The organism is Bisbaumannia salifodinae (assembly GCF_055388505.1).
In genome coordinates this window covers 2,409,068-2,423,281 of record NZ_AP043781.1, presented here as the reverse complement: position 1 = coordinate 2,423,281, position 14,214 = coordinate 2,409,068, and the positions used below count along the sequence as shown (strand labels likewise).

At 65.5% G+C, this 14,214-nt stretch carries 20 protein-coding genes; 3 read left to right on the top strand and 17 right to left on the bottom strand.

Annotation, left to right across the window (positions count from 1 at the left end; genetic code table 11):
* Positions 1–169: 169 nt before the first annotated feature.
* Complete coding sequence (locus tag ACZ5EF_RS11295; protein WP_346064183.1) at positions 170–811, top strand: hypothetical protein; 642 nt, start codon at positions 170–172, stop codon at positions 809–811.
* A 53-nt stretch (positions 812–864) separates the two neighbouring features.
* On the opposite strand, the gene ACZ5EF_RS11290 is transcribed toward ACZ5EF_RS11295, so the two are convergent.
* The 17 genes from ACZ5EF_RS11290 to ACZ5EF_RS11210 form a co-directional block, all read right to left on the bottom strand.
* Entirely contained in the window at positions 865–1,530 is a 666-nt protein-coding gene (locus ACZ5EF_RS11290) for a DUF4376 domain-containing protein (RefSeq protein ID WP_346064182.1), read from the bottom strand.
* Between the two features lie 9 nt (positions 1,531–1,539).
* Positions 1,540–2,724, bottom strand: coding sequence for a phage tail-collar fiber domain-containing protein (locus ACZ5EF_RS11285; RefSeq protein ID WP_346064181.1), 1,185 nt, complete (start codon positions 2,722–2,724; stop codon positions 1,540–1,542).
* On the bottom strand, positions 2,717–3,343 hold the full coding sequence (locus ACZ5EF_RS11280; protein WP_346064180.1) for a phage tail protein I: 627 nt from the start codon (positions 3,341–3,343) through the stop codon (positions 2,717–2,719). The genes ACZ5EF_RS11285 and ACZ5EF_RS11280 overlap by 8 nt, the downstream gene beginning before the upstream one ends.
* Entirely contained in the window at positions 3,336–4,253 is a 918-nt protein-coding gene (locus tag ACZ5EF_RS11275; RefSeq protein ID WP_346064179.1) for a baseplate J/gp47 family protein, read from the bottom strand. The genes ACZ5EF_RS11280 and ACZ5EF_RS11275 overlap by 8 nt, the downstream gene beginning before the upstream one ends.
* Positions 4,250–4,591 (bottom strand): GPW/gp25 family protein, encoded by a 342-nt coding sequence (locus ACZ5EF_RS11270; RefSeq protein WP_346064178.1) that lies wholly within the window; start codon positions 4,589–4,591, stop codon positions 4,250–4,252. Before ACZ5EF_RS11270 ends, ACZ5EF_RS11275 begins: the two co-directional genes overlap by 4 nt.
* Complete coding sequence (locus tag ACZ5EF_RS11265) at positions 4,591–5,142, bottom strand: phage baseplate assembly protein V (protein WP_346064177.1); 552 nt, start codon at positions 5,140–5,142, stop codon at positions 4,591–4,593. The genes ACZ5EF_RS11270 and ACZ5EF_RS11265 overlap by 1 nt, the downstream gene beginning before the upstream one ends.
* 61 nt (positions 5,143–5,203) lie before the next feature.
* Positions 5,204–5,662 (bottom strand): phage virion morphogenesis protein, encoded by a 459-nt coding sequence (locus ACZ5EF_RS11260; RefSeq protein WP_346064176.1) that lies wholly within the window; start codon positions 5,660–5,662, stop codon positions 5,204–5,206.
* Positions 5,652–6,155, bottom strand: a complete 504-nt coding sequence (locus ACZ5EF_RS11255; protein ID WP_346064175.1) for a phage tail protein — start codon at positions 6,153–6,155, stop codon at positions 5,652–5,654. Before ACZ5EF_RS11255 ends, ACZ5EF_RS11260 begins: the two co-directional genes overlap by 11 nt.
* Positions 6,156–6,260: 105 nt before the next feature.
* Positions 6,261–6,632: a hypothetical protein gene (locus tag ACZ5EF_RS11250; RefSeq protein WP_346064174.1), complete on the bottom strand. Its 372-nt coding sequence runs from the start codon at positions 6,630–6,632 to the stop codon at positions 6,261–6,263.
* Positions 6,629–7,201 carry an N-acetylmuramoyl-L-alanine amidase gene (locus ACZ5EF_RS11245; protein WP_346064173.1) on the bottom strand — a complete coding sequence of 191 codons (573 nt, stop codon included), beginning with the start codon at positions 7,199–7,201 and terminating at the stop codon, positions 6,629–6,631. Before ACZ5EF_RS11245 ends, ACZ5EF_RS11250 begins: the two co-directional genes overlap by 4 nt.
* Positions 7,201–7,467, bottom strand: a complete 267-nt coding sequence (locus ACZ5EF_RS11240) for a phage holin family protein (protein WP_346064172.1) — start codon at positions 7,465–7,467, stop codon at positions 7,201–7,203. Before ACZ5EF_RS11240 ends, ACZ5EF_RS11245 begins: the two co-directional genes overlap by 1 nt.
* Complete coding sequence (locus ACZ5EF_RS11235; protein ID WP_346064171.1) at positions 7,464–7,808, bottom strand: putative holin; 345 nt, start codon at positions 7,806–7,808, stop codon at positions 7,464–7,466. The genes ACZ5EF_RS11240 and ACZ5EF_RS11235 overlap by 4 nt, the downstream gene beginning before the upstream one ends.
* Positions 7,809–7,822: 14 nt before the next feature.
* Positions 7,823–8,035: a tail protein X gene (locus tag ACZ5EF_RS11230; protein ID WP_346064170.1), complete on the bottom strand. Its 213-nt coding sequence runs from the start codon at positions 8,033–8,035 to the stop codon at positions 7,823–7,825.
* Positions 8,035–8,505 (bottom strand): head completion/stabilization protein, encoded by a 471-nt coding sequence (locus tag ACZ5EF_RS11225; RefSeq protein ID WP_346064169.1) that lies wholly within the window; start codon positions 8,503–8,505, stop codon positions 8,035–8,037. The genes ACZ5EF_RS11230 and ACZ5EF_RS11225 overlap by 1 nt, the downstream gene beginning before the upstream one ends.
* A 106-nt stretch (positions 8,506–8,611) precedes the next feature.
* A complete protein-coding gene (gpM, locus tag ACZ5EF_RS11220; protein WP_346064168.1) occupies positions 8,612–9,298 on the bottom strand; it encodes a phage terminase small subunit in 687 nt (228 codons plus the stop codon).
* Between the two features lie 12 nt (positions 9,299–9,310).
* The gene (locus tag ACZ5EF_RS11215) at positions 9,311–10,369 is read right to left on the bottom strand and encodes a phage major capsid protein, P2 family (RefSeq protein WP_346064167.1); all 1,059 of its coding nucleotides are present in this window, start codon (positions 10,367–10,369) and stop codon (positions 9,311–9,313) included.
* A 15-nt stretch (positions 10,370–10,384) separates the two neighbouring features.
* Entirely contained in the window at positions 10,385–11,203 is an 819-nt protein-coding gene (locus ACZ5EF_RS11210; protein ID WP_346064166.1) for a GPO family capsid scaffolding protein, read from the bottom strand.
* 145 nt (positions 11,204–11,348) lie between these two features.
* Here ACZ5EF_RS11210 and ACZ5EF_RS11205 point away from each other — a divergent pair, with 145 nt between their 5' ends.
* A complete protein-coding gene (locus ACZ5EF_RS11205; RefSeq protein WP_346064165.1) occupies positions 11,349–13,127 on the top strand; it encodes a terminase large subunit domain-containing protein in 1,779 nt (592 codons plus the stop codon).
* The gene (locus ACZ5EF_RS11200; RefSeq protein ID WP_346064164.1) at positions 13,124–14,194 is read left to right on the top strand and encodes a phage portal protein; all 1,071 of its coding nucleotides are present in this window, start codon (positions 13,124–13,126) and stop codon (positions 14,192–14,194) included. Before ACZ5EF_RS11205 ends, ACZ5EF_RS11200 begins: the two co-directional genes overlap by 4 nt.
* Positions 14,195–14,214 lie beyond the last annotated feature (20 nt).

Here is a 14,214-nt window from a genome sequence, read left to right as displayed (position 1 = left end):
GCCGAGATGGTAGTCCTGGGGCAGGGGGAACCCCTGCTCAGGTGAGAATGACGGTCGGCGTTATGCTTGCGTGGGAGCGGGCGAGGGAGAGTGCTGTGGATGCTCGATTTACAAACAATGTTTCAGCTCATATCATTAGCCGCTGCTTATTAAAAAGGAAGTTTTTTATATGTACCGAGGATTTGCTTTAGGTGTTGTGTTTATTTCCTGTTTTTATGTTGTTGGTTATATATATAAATATAGCTTTTTTGGTCATATTACCAATGATTTTGGCTGGCTTAGCTTGGTTTCGGTTGACTATGTTGGGTGGGGTGTGTATGCGCTTTTAGATATAGTTAGAATTCACTTTGTCATGTTGGTGGTGTGCTTTGCGGCCTCGTTGACATATTTCTCACAGGTTGTTGGTTATTTCTATAAAAGTACGCGGGTTATCTTGAAGGGTGATTTTGTTAGGGATTTTTCTCGTGCTTTTTCAGTGTTGTTTGCGGCTTTTATTTATTATATATTTGGCGTAATTGCGCTTATGGTTATAGTTTCTGTTTTTGAGGATGTTACAGAATTGGGTAGAAAAGATCTGGTTAGCTTATTGAATTCTGGAAGGCAGGATGAGATATGCTTTTTTGAAAGCAAGGAGTGTTTTGGTGGAAAACTTATGTATTCTAATGGTGATGTTTTTGTTTTTTATCATCACTCTATTGATGAGCCAATGTCAGGAAGGTTGATGTTGGTTAGCAAAAGAGAGGCCAAGGTTGAAGTGGGCTGGAATCCTGGGGCAAGAGATAGAGTTAATGGAGAACCCGAAGGAACTTAAAAAAAGCCCGCGATTAGGCGGGCGATGTGCATTCTGGAAATGCTGATTGGTGCTCACCACACCACCGCCTCGATCCCCATCCGGTCGCTAGAGTCCAGTGCTGCGTCAATGGCGTCCTTCCGGTCCCAGCTGCGCTGGTAGATGTCCTCGATATGCGCCAGGGCGGCGAGAGTGAGGGTGTCCATATGCTCAGGTGTCAGCAGCCGGGTCACGTTGGACAGGCCGCGGAAGGGCATCACCGGATCGGTCACGCCCTCGGCTACCAGGCGCTGGGCCTTGGCGTTTAGGCCCAGCAGGTTGATTTGATCCTGGGGGCGGGTCTGGACCACGTCTGGCTCGCCGGCGATGTCGTAGGGTAGGCCAGCGGCGAAGGCCGCATCGCGGGCTGTGTCGATCTCACGGCGCTTGCGCTCGGCGAGATCCTCCAGGGGCTCGGGCGGGGCCTCGCCCAGGGCATCGGCCGGTGGCTCGGTACCGAGTTCGGTGATCTCGTGACGCTGACCGTCCTCGGTCCAATAGACATGGCCGCGCCAGTCCGGCACGAGCTCCCAAGCCTCACCCGTCCAGCGGGCGGCCTGGTGCTCGCCAGTGGCCGGGGGCTCCTGATCGGTCGCATTGGCTGGGCTACGCGGTTGCCGGCTCATCGGATCGGTAGGCGCCTCGCGGCCGGCGGGATCGATAACGGTGCCATCAATAGGGTGGATGTCCCAGATACGCATGGCAGGCTCCTAGATCTTGGTCAGGTAGATAACGGCGTTGTTACGGGGTCGGGTCTCGGAAGCGATTTTCCAGTTAGATGGAGCTATGGAGCTGGCATAGTACGTTCGGAGATATACACCCGCGGCAACACCGTTGTTATCTCCCCCACCCCCCGCTCTTGGGTCTCTTATTGCGCCGCTCGGGTATTCATGATCATAAAATGCGGCATTAACATCTCCCTCTATGGAATTGCCGCCCGAACCTGTTGTCGTGGGAAGATAATGAAAGTGATCTTGAAACGCATCGAGTTGGTGAGAGCCCAGCTGTCGACCTGAATCGATACCCCTGCCGTGATCCCAGCCCCGCTTGAACTCGCCCCGGTCATCCGGCAACTGGAAGGTCGTGTTCCCATCCCCAGCTCCGTAGAGCGTCCCGATCGCAGAGAAGACGCGCCGGTAGTCGCCACGGCTCACCTCGGAGCCATCGTTTTCGATATAACCCTCGGGCAGGGTCTCCGAGCGCCACTCGATGGTCGCACCCGGCTTTACGCCATCCCACTCCATCCAGATATGCGGGCGATTGGCGGGGTTCGTCGGATCGACGCCCTGGACAGTGCCGACTTGGTCCCGGTCGTAGAACTCGTAAAAGGCACCGTTGCTGCCGCGCACCACCTCGCCAGTGGTGTAGATCCGGGTGGGGTCATAGGTCGCGAACTGTGTCGTTGCCCGGACAGCGGCGTCGCCGTCATCCGCATACTGCCGCGTGGCCAGCACCACGCTGGGATCAATCTTCAGTTCCACGTTGGCCGTGTTGCTGACGATGAGGTGCATACGCACCACCTGATTTCGGCCGCTGCCCTGGGCAAGCAGGGGCTTGTAGCTGGGTGGGCAGTTGGCCACCGCGACGAAGTCTCCGTCCTCGTCCTCAAGGCCGAGCTCGCGGATCCACCAGCCGCCGACGTTGGGTGGTAGCACGAGCTCGGCGATCAGGATCGCTGGGTTGGCCGGGTCGACGGAGAGCTGGTTGATGGCGGCGCGGTACACCTGGTTGATTAACGTGGTCTGGTCGGGCTGCGGCACCGGATCGGTACCGTTAGCGTCGCCCAGCAGCATGTGGGTGAGCTTCCAGGGCTGGCCGAGGGCGTTGGCGTTGGCCTGCTTGGCCTCGCCGACGTCGGTGAGAAAACCGCCGAAGGTGGAGTTCTGGTCAATCATGCAGGTGGATATCCATCGTGTCGTGGGAGGTGATGGCCAGGGCCTGCCGCGTGCGGCAGATCACGTCGATGTCGGGCGACTCCCAGGGCAGCACGTCGAGTTCGTCGCCATCGTTGATGGCCACGCCGACGTGGGCGGTCAGGGCGCTGCTCAGGGTGATGTCGAGGCCGGTGATATGCCGCGTGAGCGGTTTCGCCTCGGCGATGAGCCGCTCGAGCTCGATGAACATCGCCTCGGTGATGCCCTGGTCGAGCACGCCGATGCGCAAGGTGAAGGTGCCGCGCGGGCCAGGCGGTTGGGTTTGCCACCACTCCGAGACTTCCAGTAGGTAGCCGAGCGGCTCGACGACACGGCGTAGCGCCGAGATCGTGCCTTTCTTCCGGTGGACAAAGTAGGAGCTGCGGATCACCGAGCGCTTGGCGGCCTCCGGCCAGTCGGGATCCCAGCGATCCACCGAGAACGCCCAGGCCAGATAGGGCAGAAGGGCGACCGGGCAGCGGTCCGGATGCCAGAGGTCGCGCAGCGGTACCGGAACCCGCTCGATTTCCGCCAGCGCCTGGGCGGACGAGCGTTCCAGGACGGTGGCGTTGGGTGGCAACAGCGATAACGCCTTAGCCATCGATGCCTCCCAGCGTGACGTCAATGCCGTTGCAGTAGGCGGCCTGGGTGAGATCGAGCAGGATATGGCTGGCCGGCGAGATCAGCTCGACGTGCATCACGCCCTCCACATGCAGTGCCGCCTCGATGGCGTCCCGGTAGACGCTGCGGCCCAGCTTGAGCAGGGCGGCGGCATAGTCGTCGGCACGGCGCTGGGCCGCGTCCAGGATCAGCTCCTGTTCGGGGCCGTGGCCGGCGTGCAGGTGCAGCACTGCCTGGATGGCGAACTCGGTGATGGCGGCCGACTGGACCGTGACGCGATCGCCGACGGGGCGAACGTCCTCGGGTGTGAGGGCGGCCTCGACGATATCGAGCAGGTCCTGTGGGGCCTCGCCGTTTCCCAGCCGGGAGAGCACGGTGACGAGCGCTTCGCAGGGCTCGGGGGAGATGGCCCTGGCATCGGCCACACGGCCGTCGGCGGATCGCGCGTAGAACTCGTAGGCGCGGGTGGGGCCAGCGACGCTTAGCCCCTCGAAGGCCTCGGGGCCGCGCAGGCGCAGGTCATCGTCCGGCTCCAGGGTCGGCGGCACTGGCGGCACGGCCGTCGAGTCGCCGGGATCGACGGTCAGCCGCTTGACGTTGAAGTTGGCGACCAGGTTGTCGAGGTCGCCGTTGCGCGCGTGGGCGATCATCACCGCCCGGGCGGCTTCGTTGACCCGCTGCCGCCAGTGCAGCTCGCGATAGGCGTTCTCTTCCAACAGCTTGGTGAGCGGCTCGCTTTCCAGCGCGAGGGTGGCTTCCACCTCGGCGCGCCGGCTCTCGCCGACCAGGTCGAGCAGCCGCTCCTTGCGCTCGGCGAGGATGGCCTCGTAGTCGAGTTCCTCGACGACGTCGGGCGCGGGGAGCTGCGACAGGTCGATGGTGCCGGTCATGTGATCGGAACCTCGAAGGAGACGGTTTCACCGGAGTCGATGAGGCGAGCGACGATGGCGAGGTCGAGACGCCCCGGGCGCTCGGTGGAGACCTGGCGGGTGATCTGCTGCACGCGGATCCGCGGTTCCCATTTCATGAGCGCGACGACGGCCGCCGAGTAGGCGCGCAGTGCCGTGGCTTCGTTGAGGGGCTGGTCGATCAGCTCGGGCAGCAGCGAGCCGTAGTCGCGACGCATGACCCGCGAGCCGATCGGCGTGGTGAGGATGTCGCTCACGCTCTGACGGATATGCTCGAGGCGATCCAGGGCGCGACCGCTGGTGGCATTCATGCCGGACATTAGACGGGCCCTCCACTCTGGCCATCACCGGGTACCACGCCGCCGTGCTTATGGGTGTCGCCGATATTGGTGCCGTTATGGGTCAGCTCACCGCCGGCCTGGGCGTAGCTACCTTGGCGGGCCATATCGCCCTGGTGAGCGATGTTGCCGAGCCAGGAGGTGCCGCCCGGGGCCTCGATCTCGATACGACCGGGCAGCTTGATTCGAAGCACGCTGGTCTTGTGGTCGTACTCGAACAGGGCAGCGTCGGGGAAGATGCGCCGGCAGAGCTCGGGTAGCGCCGTCGGGGCGGGGTGGGCATCGGAAAACAGCCCGGTCAGCACTACCCCGGCCGCGGGATCGCCGCCGGGCGAAAACACCACGACCTGCTCGCCTTCAGTGGGCGGGTTCCAGTCCCGGGTGGTGCCGGCGCGGCCTTCGATCCAGGGCAGCCAGTCGGTCAGCAGCTCGCCGGATTTCACGCGCACGCGCGCCGCCTGATGATCCACCGCGGCGATGGTCCCGGTGCGGATCAGGTTGTGAATCAGGCGGAGGAGCTCGGTGATAGTCATGCCGCTATCGTGCTGCGGCGGCATTGGCAGGCGAAGTGGGGGCGGGTGTGAGTCGAGGGACTTACACCGGGTCCAGGTGGGTCAGCAGCGAGTCGAAGATCAGCCGACGGTCGGCCTCGGTGAAGCCGAGCAACTCGCGCTGGGGATACTCGATGGTCGGGCCGTCACGGCCGACGCGATCGCGGAGGCCGTACTGGTGGGTCTTGGCGAGCCGGGCGACGCTGCCGAAGAAGCCCACCACGGCGGTATCGCCGCGTGCGGTGGCCTTGAGCCACTTGACGTTAGAGAGCTTGCCGAACATGGCCCGGCGACGGATGCCACCCTGGCGTGCCCGCCACTTCTGGGGCTTGCGCGGGGCGTAGGGCGTGCCGTCGGGGTTGGTCTGCGCCCGGATGCGTTCGCGTTGGCTGCGGCGCAGGTCGCGGGCGACGGAGCGCGCCAGTCGGCGGCGCTCCTTGGCGTCGAGCCGGGCCAGTAGCGGGGCGACCCAGTCCTCCAGGGCCTGCAGGTCATCCGCCATCGGAGTCCACTTCCCCCCATTCAGACGCCAGGGTGTAGTCGTCGTCGGTATTGGTGTCGCGGATCAGCAGCTGCCAATGCTGCGTCACCGGGCAGGCATCGAGCTCGAAGCGGGGCAGGGCACGATCGACTCGAATGGTGCCCGCCTCGCAGTCCACCTTGGCGATGACGCGCTCGGTGAGCCGCACGCGCAGGGCGAGGTCCACCGAGCGGTTGCTGAGGATCTCGGCCTCGAAGCTGACGGCCTCGCCGGGCTCCGCATCGGGCTGGTACTCGGCGAGCCACTGCAACAGCGGCACCATCACCGTGTCCAGGTCGTCGCCGAAGTCGGTCAGGACCAACTGGGCGGCGTACTGGTACTCATGGGACAGGTTGCGGCCGCGGCGAAACTCGATGCTGCCTTCCTCGACGAAGGTGAGCAGCCGGTCTGGATCCCGGGCCAGCGAGGGGACAGCGCCGATCAGCCGCTGTCGCAGCAGGTGCAACTTCTTCATGGGCGGGCCTCGAGCAGCTCGACCAGGCCGTTGTGGCGTGTGGCGCAGTCGTGATACTGGCGGGCCCAACGGGCCAGGGTGAGAGCGACGTCCTGTCCGGTGCCGTCAGTCAGTGCCGGCAGGGTCGCGGGGCAGGGGCGCAGCAGGCCCTGCTGGATCGGGTCGGCGCCCGGCGGCGGCGTCGTTGAGCAGGCGGATAGCGTCGTCGCCAAGGCAAACGCGCTGATAGATCGGCTTCTGCACTTCACGAATGATCCCTCGATCGATAATGCGTTCGTTGGCGTCGAGCTCGGCCAGGCGCGCCTCGACGGCGTGGGCGATGCGTGATTCCCGGGCGAGCGCGGCGTCGATGGCCTGCTGGGCGGCCCGTTCGGCGGTGAGGCGCTGGCTGTCCTCCAGCCAGCCGCGGGCCTGCCAGCTGCCGGCGGCGGTGGCCACCAGCAGCAGGGTGAGGCCGGCGAGGCGGGCGCGGGTCATGCGGCGTGAACCTCCGGCTCGATGTCCTGGCAGATGGCGTTGACCAGGACGTCGCCGATGGCGGCGACCAGGCGGCCCCGGTTGGCGATGTACTTGGCCAGGTCGTGCTTGTTGCTGACGAAGAACAGCTCGACGATCAGCCCGCCGCCCTGGCTGACAAAGGCCAGGCGGCTGTGCTGGCCGGAGGCCTCGCCCTTGGCGCCGCGGTTGGCGATACCCAGGGTGTCGGCGATGGCCCGGCAGAGGGCATTGCCCAGCGGGTAGTGGTGGCCGTGGCTGAGGGTCTCGACGCCGGTGGCGGCGGGGCTGGCGGCGGCGTTGCAGTGAAACTCGACGGCCAGGTCGTGGGCCTTGGCGGCGCCGATGGCGTCGCGCAGTGGCAGGTTCTGCCCCGGGGCGCCGTCCTTGTCGAAGATGACCCGGGCGCGCAGGTAGTCGGCGAGCAGGTCGCGAAACTCGAGGACGATATCGGCCTCGGTGCGGCCGTGGCCGACGGCGCCGGGGTCGCTGTCGCTATGGCCGGCGGAGATGAACAGGCTCTTTTCCTGCAGGGCGGCGTAGTGGCGCATCAGTGCCTCCAGCGGAGTAGGTGGGCGAGGTCGCCCCGGCAGCGCAGCAGCAGGGCGGCGATGGCCACCAGCACCAGGGCCAGGCCGGCGGCGGCGGGCACGCCAGTGGTCACGATCCTGGCGGCGAGGAGGGTGCAGGCGGTGATGGCCACCCAGGCGATGACGCCGAAAACGGGACGGTAACGGCTCCCCCGCCGGCGATAGGTGAGCAGGCGCAGGATGATCACCAGGGTAGCGATCAGCGCGGTGGTCTCGGCGATAGTCACTTCCTCCCTCCTAGCCAGGCGCGGAGGTCGAGGGTCTTGGCGCCCTCGATCAGTCGTAGCCCGGCGGTGATGGTGACAGCGGACGCGATAAAGGCGGCGACGGAGGAGTGGTCGATCATGCCGCCGAGCATGGCGGGCCCTCCTAAGTAGCCGATCAGAAACGAGATGACCAGGTAGGCCAGGCGCTCGAAGAGGCCGAGATCCTTGGCGCTGATCACGAAGAGGGCGGCGCCGCAGAAAGCGCCGACCACGGCGTTGGCATCGATGCCGGGCAGTAGCCCGATCAGGGCGGCGGTGACGGTGGCGGTGCCGGCGGCAGTGGCGGTGCTGGGTTCGGCCATGGGTGTCCTCGGTATCAGGTCCAGAGCTGGACGGTGGGCCGCCTGGGCGGCTCGGGGGCGATGTCCGGCAGCCGCACCGGGGTGCCGTGAGGCAGCACCGGCCCGAGATCGGCGAGGCCGGGGTTCGCATTCAGCACCTGCTCGGTGATGCCCTGGGTGCGGCCGTAGACGCGATAACAGATGGCATCGAGGGTGTCGTGTTGCCGGGCCCGGACGGTACGGGCCATCAGATCAGCTCGACGGTGCTATGCGGGCGGCCTTCGATCTCGCTGATCGCCCAGGCGGCATCGCGGCGGTAGCTGTCCGCCGGCTCGGTGAGCTGTTCGCCGCGATCGCGTCCGCTGTTGGTGGCGTCGTAATCTGCGTAGTGCTCGAGCAGGCTGGCGTGCGCCAGGGAGAACACCGCGCGGCGGTACAGCCCCGGGTAGATGCCGGGCGCCTGCCAGATCGGCACCGGCACCGCGTCCACCGTGGGGTGGCCGGCCTCGACCTGGCGGGCCTGCCAGTCGCGCAGGGTGCGGTTGACCATGGCCATGGCGGTGAGCAGGGCGCCTTCGAGGCGCACGGCGGTGACCGTGCTGTCCAGGCGGTGCTGGTCGCGGAAATCGCTGGGGTCGAGGTCCGGCCAGAAGCCGTTGTTCTGGATCGGCTCGGCGGTGGTGTCCGTGGCGCTGCCGGCGGAGACGAAACTGGTCATCGGCGGTGATCCTGGTTGAAGGGGGTGGGCGACGGTTCGAGCCGGGAGGAAGCCTCCTCTCTAGCGTCGCGCCCCCTGACGTCGGCGTGCGACTCGGTGGAGCCGATCAGGCGTGGTCGTCCCGATCGGCATCGTTGTGTTGCCGGATCTGGCGATCCAGGCGTTCGAGGTCCTTCTTCACGCCCACCCGGTCGTTGAGCTCCAGGGCGCGGGCCAGGCTGAGCCGGGACGGCTCCAGCCGGCCGGCGTCGCGCTGGGCGTAGCCGAGGGACTTGTAGAGCTTGGCGCGCACCTGGTCGTGCATATCGGCGTCGCGGGTCAGTACCTCGACCTCCTCGAGCAGCTCGAGCAGGGCTGCCACATCGGCGTCCTGGGCCTCGATCAGCCTGAGCGCCTGGTCGGCGACCTCCTCGGCGATGATCGCCGCGGTGCCGCGCTCGAACTGGTCGGGCGGGGTGAGGCCGTGCTGGAGCGCATAGCGGGCGATGGCCACCGCGCCGGCGATGTCGCCGGCATCGATGCGCCACAGCATCACGCGCATCAGCACGTCGTCCTGGGCGCCGCGGCCGGCGGCGAGCACGCCGTCGACGTAGTCGGCGTACTTGGGCAGGATCTCGCGCTTGATCTCGGCCTTGCGTTCCATCGACTGGGTCGACTTGAGGCGCCGGTAGTCCTCGAACAGCGCGGCCTGCATCAACTGGTAGGCGTCGCCCTGCATCGGGGCGTCGCCGGAGGCCTCGGCCGCCTGGGCGGCCGAGACGCGCTGGAAGTGTCGTCGAGCGAGGCTGGTCATGAGGCTCCTCCCTTAGCCGTTGAGCGCCGCCGGCGACATTTCGATGTTCTCGACCAGGGCGCCGGCACCAAAGTCCTCGACGACATAGGCGTCGTTGGAGCTCTCGTAGTTCTCGATGCGGTTGCGCTTGGGGTTCTCGGCGACGTGGCGGCGCCGCGCGCCGGTCTGCCAGTAGATCGAGAGGTTGTCGAGGGTGGTGACCAGGATGGCGTCGTCGGGGAAGTAGGGGACGTCCATGCCCTGCAGGCCGCCGATGCGCTTCTGGCTGATCACCAGGTCGGCGGCCATCTGCTCGCTGGGCAGCGACTGGTTGAGCAGCGGGAAGTACTTGTCGGCCAGCAGGCTTCGCCCAACGATCACCACCAGCCCCGGCGCCTGGCGGTACCAGGGTTCGATCAGGCTGTTGACGACGTCGTAGACCAGGGCGTCGAGGGTGGCGTAGTCGCCGACGATGCCGGTGATGTTGCCCTCGGCGTCCGTGGTCTTGGTGGGGTCGATCAGGATCTTGCCGGCGGTCTTGCCATCCTTTAGGACCCGGGCCGGGGCCTGGGTGCGGTAGTGCTGCAGCCAGCCGATGTTGACGTCCTGGAGCATCGGGTTGGCGACCGGGTCGGTCTGTGCCGCCGCCGAGGTGCCGTTGAAGCCGATCATCATCCGATCGAGGGCCTGCTGGCGGACGATGGCATCACGGATCAGGGCCTGGAAGTTGGGGAACTTGGCCCAGGCGTCCAGCTTGGCATAGCCGAGGTGGGTGTCGAACTCGGTCATCCGGCATTCGTAGCCCTGGGCATCCAGGGTCGAGAGGTCGCGGGTCTGGCGGTCCTGGTTGGCGACGTTGGTGCGCGCGGCGATGGGGCCGGAGACGCCGAGGGCGAGCTTTTCCCCCTTCAGCTCATCGACACCGATCACGTTGATGCGTCCCAGGAAGTCGCTCGACTCCTGGATGCGCTTCTCCAGGCGCTGCTGGATGCTGGGCTCCACGGCGAACTTCTGGGTCGCGTCGGGCACGCCGTTGAGCTTCGCCACCTGGGCGGCGAACTGGTTGAAGAGAATGCGGGTATCGTTGCGCATGAATTGAGGCGTCCCTTAGCAGTCGGTTTCGATGGCGGCGTCGGAGCCGGTTGCGCGTGAGCGCTGGTGTTGCGGGCCGGGCTCGTTGTCGAGCCGGTTGAACAGGTCCTCGAAGCGGCTTTTCAGCTCCTCATGTGCGTGCTTGAGCTCGCTGAAGGCGGTATCGGAGGGGCGCTTGGCCAGTTCCCCTTCCAGCGCCGTGTGCTTCTCGACGAAAAGCGCGAGGGTCTGCTGCAGGTCGGCTTGGAAGGCGGCGAGCTCGTGCTTGTGCTTGCCGCTGTGCTTGGCGAACAGTGACTTCACGGTGTCGAGCAGGTTGGGGCCGTTCGCTTCCGTCGGGGTTTCGGTGAAATCCAGCGCGGTCTCGACCGCGGCGGAGAAGATGTTCTCAGGGCGTTGCTTGCGGCTGGCGAGCGGGGATTCCTGGCCCTGTTCGGCGCTGAACTGCAGCATGGAAGTGCCCAGGGAGGCTGGGGAGTCGGTGACGGCCAGGCCAACCAGGTAGGCTTCGCCGCTGCCGGCGAAGTCGAGATCGACTTCCATCGAGGTGTAGACCTTCTGGCGCTTCTCGACCAAGGCCTTGAGCTCATCGGTCGGATCGATCTCGGCGAACAGCGCCATCTTGCCGTCATCGCCTTTCTCGGCCTTCAGCGCGGTGACGTCGCCATAGGACTTGAAGGGGCCATCGGGCAGCAGGCCCTTGATGTGCTCCATGTTGACGCGGCAGCCATACTTGGCCGGGTCGAAATTCTTGGCCATCTGGGTGAGCCAGTCGGCGCTGATGACACGGCCATCGGTGGTGGCGCCTTCGGTTCCGATACGATGCCAGGGCATGAGAGGGCCTCGGTTGGGGTGTGCGGAATGGTTGCCGTCAGGTTCCGCGCACACGGGGACCGGCTCAACGCGCCACCGGTGTAAGTGGGCCGACTCACACCGAGGGGCCCGGTGTCGCTGCTGCGCGCGCGGGTACGCTGGCGGCATGACACCGCAAGCGCACATCGACGACGATCACTACCGGCTTTCCGCACGGCACCTCTACTGGATGGGGTGGCGCATCGCGCGCATTGCCGAGTTCCTGGATATCCCGCGGGCCACCATCGACAGCTGGAAAAAGCGCGACGACTGGGACGCCGCCACGCCGACCCAGCGGGTGGAAGGCGCGCTGGAAGCGCGCATGGTGCAGCTGATCTGGAAGGAGCAGAAGGAGGGCAAGGACTTCAAGGAGCTGGACTTGCTGGGCCGGCAGATCGAGCGCCTGGCCCGGGTCCACAAGTACCAAGAGTCGGGCCGCGAGACCGACCTGAACCCCAACATCGAGCGGCGCAATGCCGGCGAGAAGCGCAAGCCGAAACGCAACGATGTGGGCGACGAAGGGGTGATCCAGATCGTCGAGGCGTTCGAGGCCTCGCTGTTCGATTACCAGCGGGTCTGGTACCGCGCCGGCCAGCACGAGCGTATCCGCAACCTGCTCAAGTCACGCCAGATCGGCGCCACCTGGTACTTCGCCCGAGAGGCGATCGCCGATGCCCTGGAGACCGGCAAGAACAAGATCTTCATGAGCGCCTCGAAGGCCCAGGCGCATATCTTCCGCCACTACATCGTGCAGTTCGTGAAGGAGATCACCGGCGTCGAGCTGAAGGGCGACCCGATCATCCTCGCCAACGGGGCGGAATTGCACTTTTTGGGGACGAACGCCAAGACGGCCCAGGGCTACCACGGTGACACCTACCTGGACGAGTACTTCTGGATCCACGGTTTCGAGCAGTTCCGCAAGGTGACCAGCGGGATGGCGATGCACAAGAAGTGGCGGCAGACCTACTTCAGCACGCCATCCTCCGTGGCCCACGAGGCCTATCCCTTCTGGACCGGCGAGCGCTTCAACAAGCGCCGCAAGAAGGCCGAGCGGGTGACGATCGACGTTAGCCATGCCGCGCTAAAGTGTGGGGCGCGTGGCCCGGACGGTCAGTGGCGCCAGATCGTGACGATCGAGGATGCCATCGCCGGCGGCTGCGACCTGTTCGATATCGACCAGCTGCGCCTGGAGTACTCCGACGACGAGTTCGCCAACCTTTTGATGTGCGAATTCGTCGACGACACCCAGAGCGCCTTCCCGCTGGCGATGATGCAGAAGTGCATGGTCGACAGCTGGGACGCCTGGCGGGATCTCAAGCCATTCGCGCCGCGGCCCTATGGAGAGCACCCGGTGTGGATCGGCTACGACCCGGCCGGCGACGGCGAGGAGGGCGATGGGGCGGGGCTGGTGGTGGTAGCGCCGCCGCGTTCGATGAGCGGCAAGCACCGGCTGCTCGAGCGGCATCGCCTGAAAGGGCGCGATTACGAAGCCCAGGCGGAGTTCATCCGCGAGGTAACCCGCCGCTACAACGTCACCTTCATCGGCATCGACACCTCCGGCCTGGGCGAGGCCGTCGCCCAGTTGGTGGCCAAGTTCTTCCCCACCGTCACCCGCTACCGCTACACCCCGGAGGTCAAGGCGCGGTTGGTCATGCAGGCCCAGCAGATCATCAACCGGGGCCGCCTCGAATTCGACGCCGGCTGGACCGACCTGGCCCAGTCGTTCATGGCGATCCGCCGCGAGCTCACCGCCTCCGGTCGCCAGTTCACCTACAGCGCAGGGCGCAACAACCAGACCGGTCACGCCGACCTGGCCTGGGCGACCATGCATGCCCTGCACAACGAGCCTCTCGACGGTCCGGTTGACCACGGCACCGGACGATCCCTGATGGAGATGTTTGAATGAGCGAGCCCGCAGCAGCCAAGCCCCGCGTGCGCGTGCCGGCCTACCGCACCGACGACGGTGCAGGCCGGGACCGGGCCCCGGCGAAGGCCGAGGCGTTTAGTTTCGGCGATCCGGTGCCGGTCATCGACGGCTACGACTTCTTCTACACCGGCTGCTGGATGCTGGGCAGCGAGTGGTACGAGCCGCCGGTGGACTTCCCGGCACTGGCCCAGACCTACCGCGCCACGGCGCATCATGGCAGTGCCCTCCAGGTGAAGCGCAATATCCTGGTGCGCTCGTTCATTCCCCATCCGTTGCTGAGCCGGCAGGCCTTCAGCGCCCTGGTCACCGACTACCTGGTGTTCGGCAACTGCTACCTCGAGCGGATCTTCGGGCGGCTGGGCAAGCTGCTCGCGCTGCGTCCGGCCCGGGCCAAGTACGTGCGCCGGGGCGCCGACCTGGAGCGCTACTTCTGGGTGCCCAACTGGAGCGAGCGCAGCGAGTTCGCCCCGGGCAGCGTGATCCATCTGCTCGAGCCGGATATCAACCAGGAGGTCTATGGCGTGCCCGATTACCTGGGCGCCCTGCAGTCGATCTACCTCAACGAGAACGCCACCTTGTTCAGGCGCAAGTACTACCTCAACGGCTCCCACGCGGGATTCGTGATGTACGTCTCCGACGCGGCTCAGAACCAGGAGGATATCGACGCCATGCGCACGGCGTTGAAGGAGTCGAAGGGGGTCGGCAACTTCCGCAACCTGTTCTTCTACAGCCCCAACGGCAAGAAGGACGGCATCCAAATCATCCCGATCTCTGAGGTGGCCGCGAAGGACGAGTTCGCCTCGATCAAGAACATCACCCGCGACGACCAGCTCGCCGGCCACAGGATCCCGCCGCAGCTGATGGGCGTGATCCCCAACAACACGGGGGGCTTCGGCGACGTCGAGAAAGCGGCCCGGGTCTTCGTGATCAACGAGCTCGAGCCGCTGCAGGCGATCCTCAGCGAGATCAACGACCACGTCGGCCAGGAGGTCGTGCGCTTCCGGCCGTACTCGCTCGATGCGGCTAGCGTTTCGCCTCCTGGCTGATATGAAAAAGCCCGGAGCCA

Excerpts from the sequence above, each read along its gene's own strand:
- ACZ5EF_RS11290 (WP_346064182.1), bottom strand. The coding sequence starts at position 1,530 with ATGCGTATCTGGGACATCCACCCTATTGATGGCACCGTTATCGATCCC.
- ACZ5EF_RS11215 (WP_346064167.1), bottom strand. The coding sequence starts at position 10,369 with ATGCGCAACGATACCCGCATTCTCTTCAACCAGTTCGCCGCCCAGGTG.
- ACZ5EF_RS11270 (WP_346064178.1), bottom strand. The coding sequence starts at position 4,591 with ATGTCCGGCATGAATGCCACCAGCGGTCGCGCCCTGGATCGCCTCGAG.
- ACZ5EF_RS11260 (WP_346064176.1), bottom strand. The coding sequence starts at position 5,662 with ATGGCGGATGACCTGCAGGCCCTGGAGGACTGGGTCGCCCCGCTACTG.
- ACZ5EF_RS11250 (WP_346064174.1), bottom strand. The coding sequence starts at position 6,632 with ATGACCCGCGCCCGCCTCGCCGGCCTCACCCTGCTGCTGGTGGCCACC.
- ACZ5EF_RS11265 (WP_346064177.1), bottom strand. The coding sequence starts at position 5,142 with ATGACTATCACCGAGCTCCTCCGCCTGATTCACAACCTGATCCGCACC.
- ACZ5EF_RS11235 (WP_346064171.1), bottom strand. The coding sequence starts at position 7,808 with ATGGCCGAACCCAGCACCGCCACTGCCGCCGGCACCGCCACCGTCACC.
- ACZ5EF_RS11200 (WP_346064164.1), top strand. The coding sequence starts at position 13,124 with ATGAGCGAGCCCGCAGCAGCCAAGCCCCGCGTGCGCGTGCCGGCCTAC.
- ACZ5EF_RS11245 (WP_346064173.1), bottom strand. The coding sequence starts at position 7,201 with ATGCGCCACTACGCCGCCCTGCAGGAAAAGAGCCTGTTCATCTCCGCC.
- ACZ5EF_RS11255 (WP_346064175.1), bottom strand. The coding sequence starts at position 6,155 with ATGAAGAAGTTGCACCTGCTGCGACAGCGGCTGATCGGCGCTGTCCCC.
- ACZ5EF_RS11225 (WP_346064169.1), bottom strand. The coding sequence starts at position 8,505 with ATGACCAGTTTCGTCTCCGCCGGCAGCGCCACGGACACCACCGCCGAG.
- ACZ5EF_RS11295 (WP_346064183.1), top strand. The coding sequence starts at position 170 with ATGTACCGAGGATTTGCTTTAGGTGTTGTGTTTATTTCCTGTTTTTAT.
- ACZ5EF_RS11205 (WP_346064165.1), top strand. The coding sequence starts at position 11,349 with ATGACACCGCAAGCGCACATCGACGACGATCACTACCGGCTTTCCGCA.
- ACZ5EF_RS11210 (WP_346064166.1), bottom strand. The coding sequence starts at position 11,203 with ATGCCCTGGCATCGTATCGGAACCGAAGGCGCCACCACCGATGGCCGT.
- ACZ5EF_RS11280 (WP_346064180.1), bottom strand. The coding sequence starts at position 3,343 with ATGGCTAAGGCGTTATCGCTGTTGCCACCCAACGCCACCGTCCTGGAA.
- ACZ5EF_RS11285 (WP_346064181.1), bottom strand. The coding sequence starts at position 2,724 with ATGATTGACCAGAACTCCACCTTCGGCGGTTTTCTCACCGACGTCGGC.
- ACZ5EF_RS11230 (WP_346064170.1), bottom strand. The coding sequence starts at position 8,035 with ATGGCCCGTACCGTCCGGGCCCGGCAACACGACACCCTCGATGCCATC.
- ACZ5EF_RS11275 (WP_346064179.1), bottom strand. The coding sequence starts at position 4,253 with ATGACCGGCACCATCGACCTGTCGCAGCTCCCCGCGCCCGACGTCGTC.
- gpM (WP_346064168.1), bottom strand. The coding sequence starts at position 9,298 with ATGACCAGCCTCGCTCGACGACACTTCCAGCGCGTCTCGGCCGCCCAG.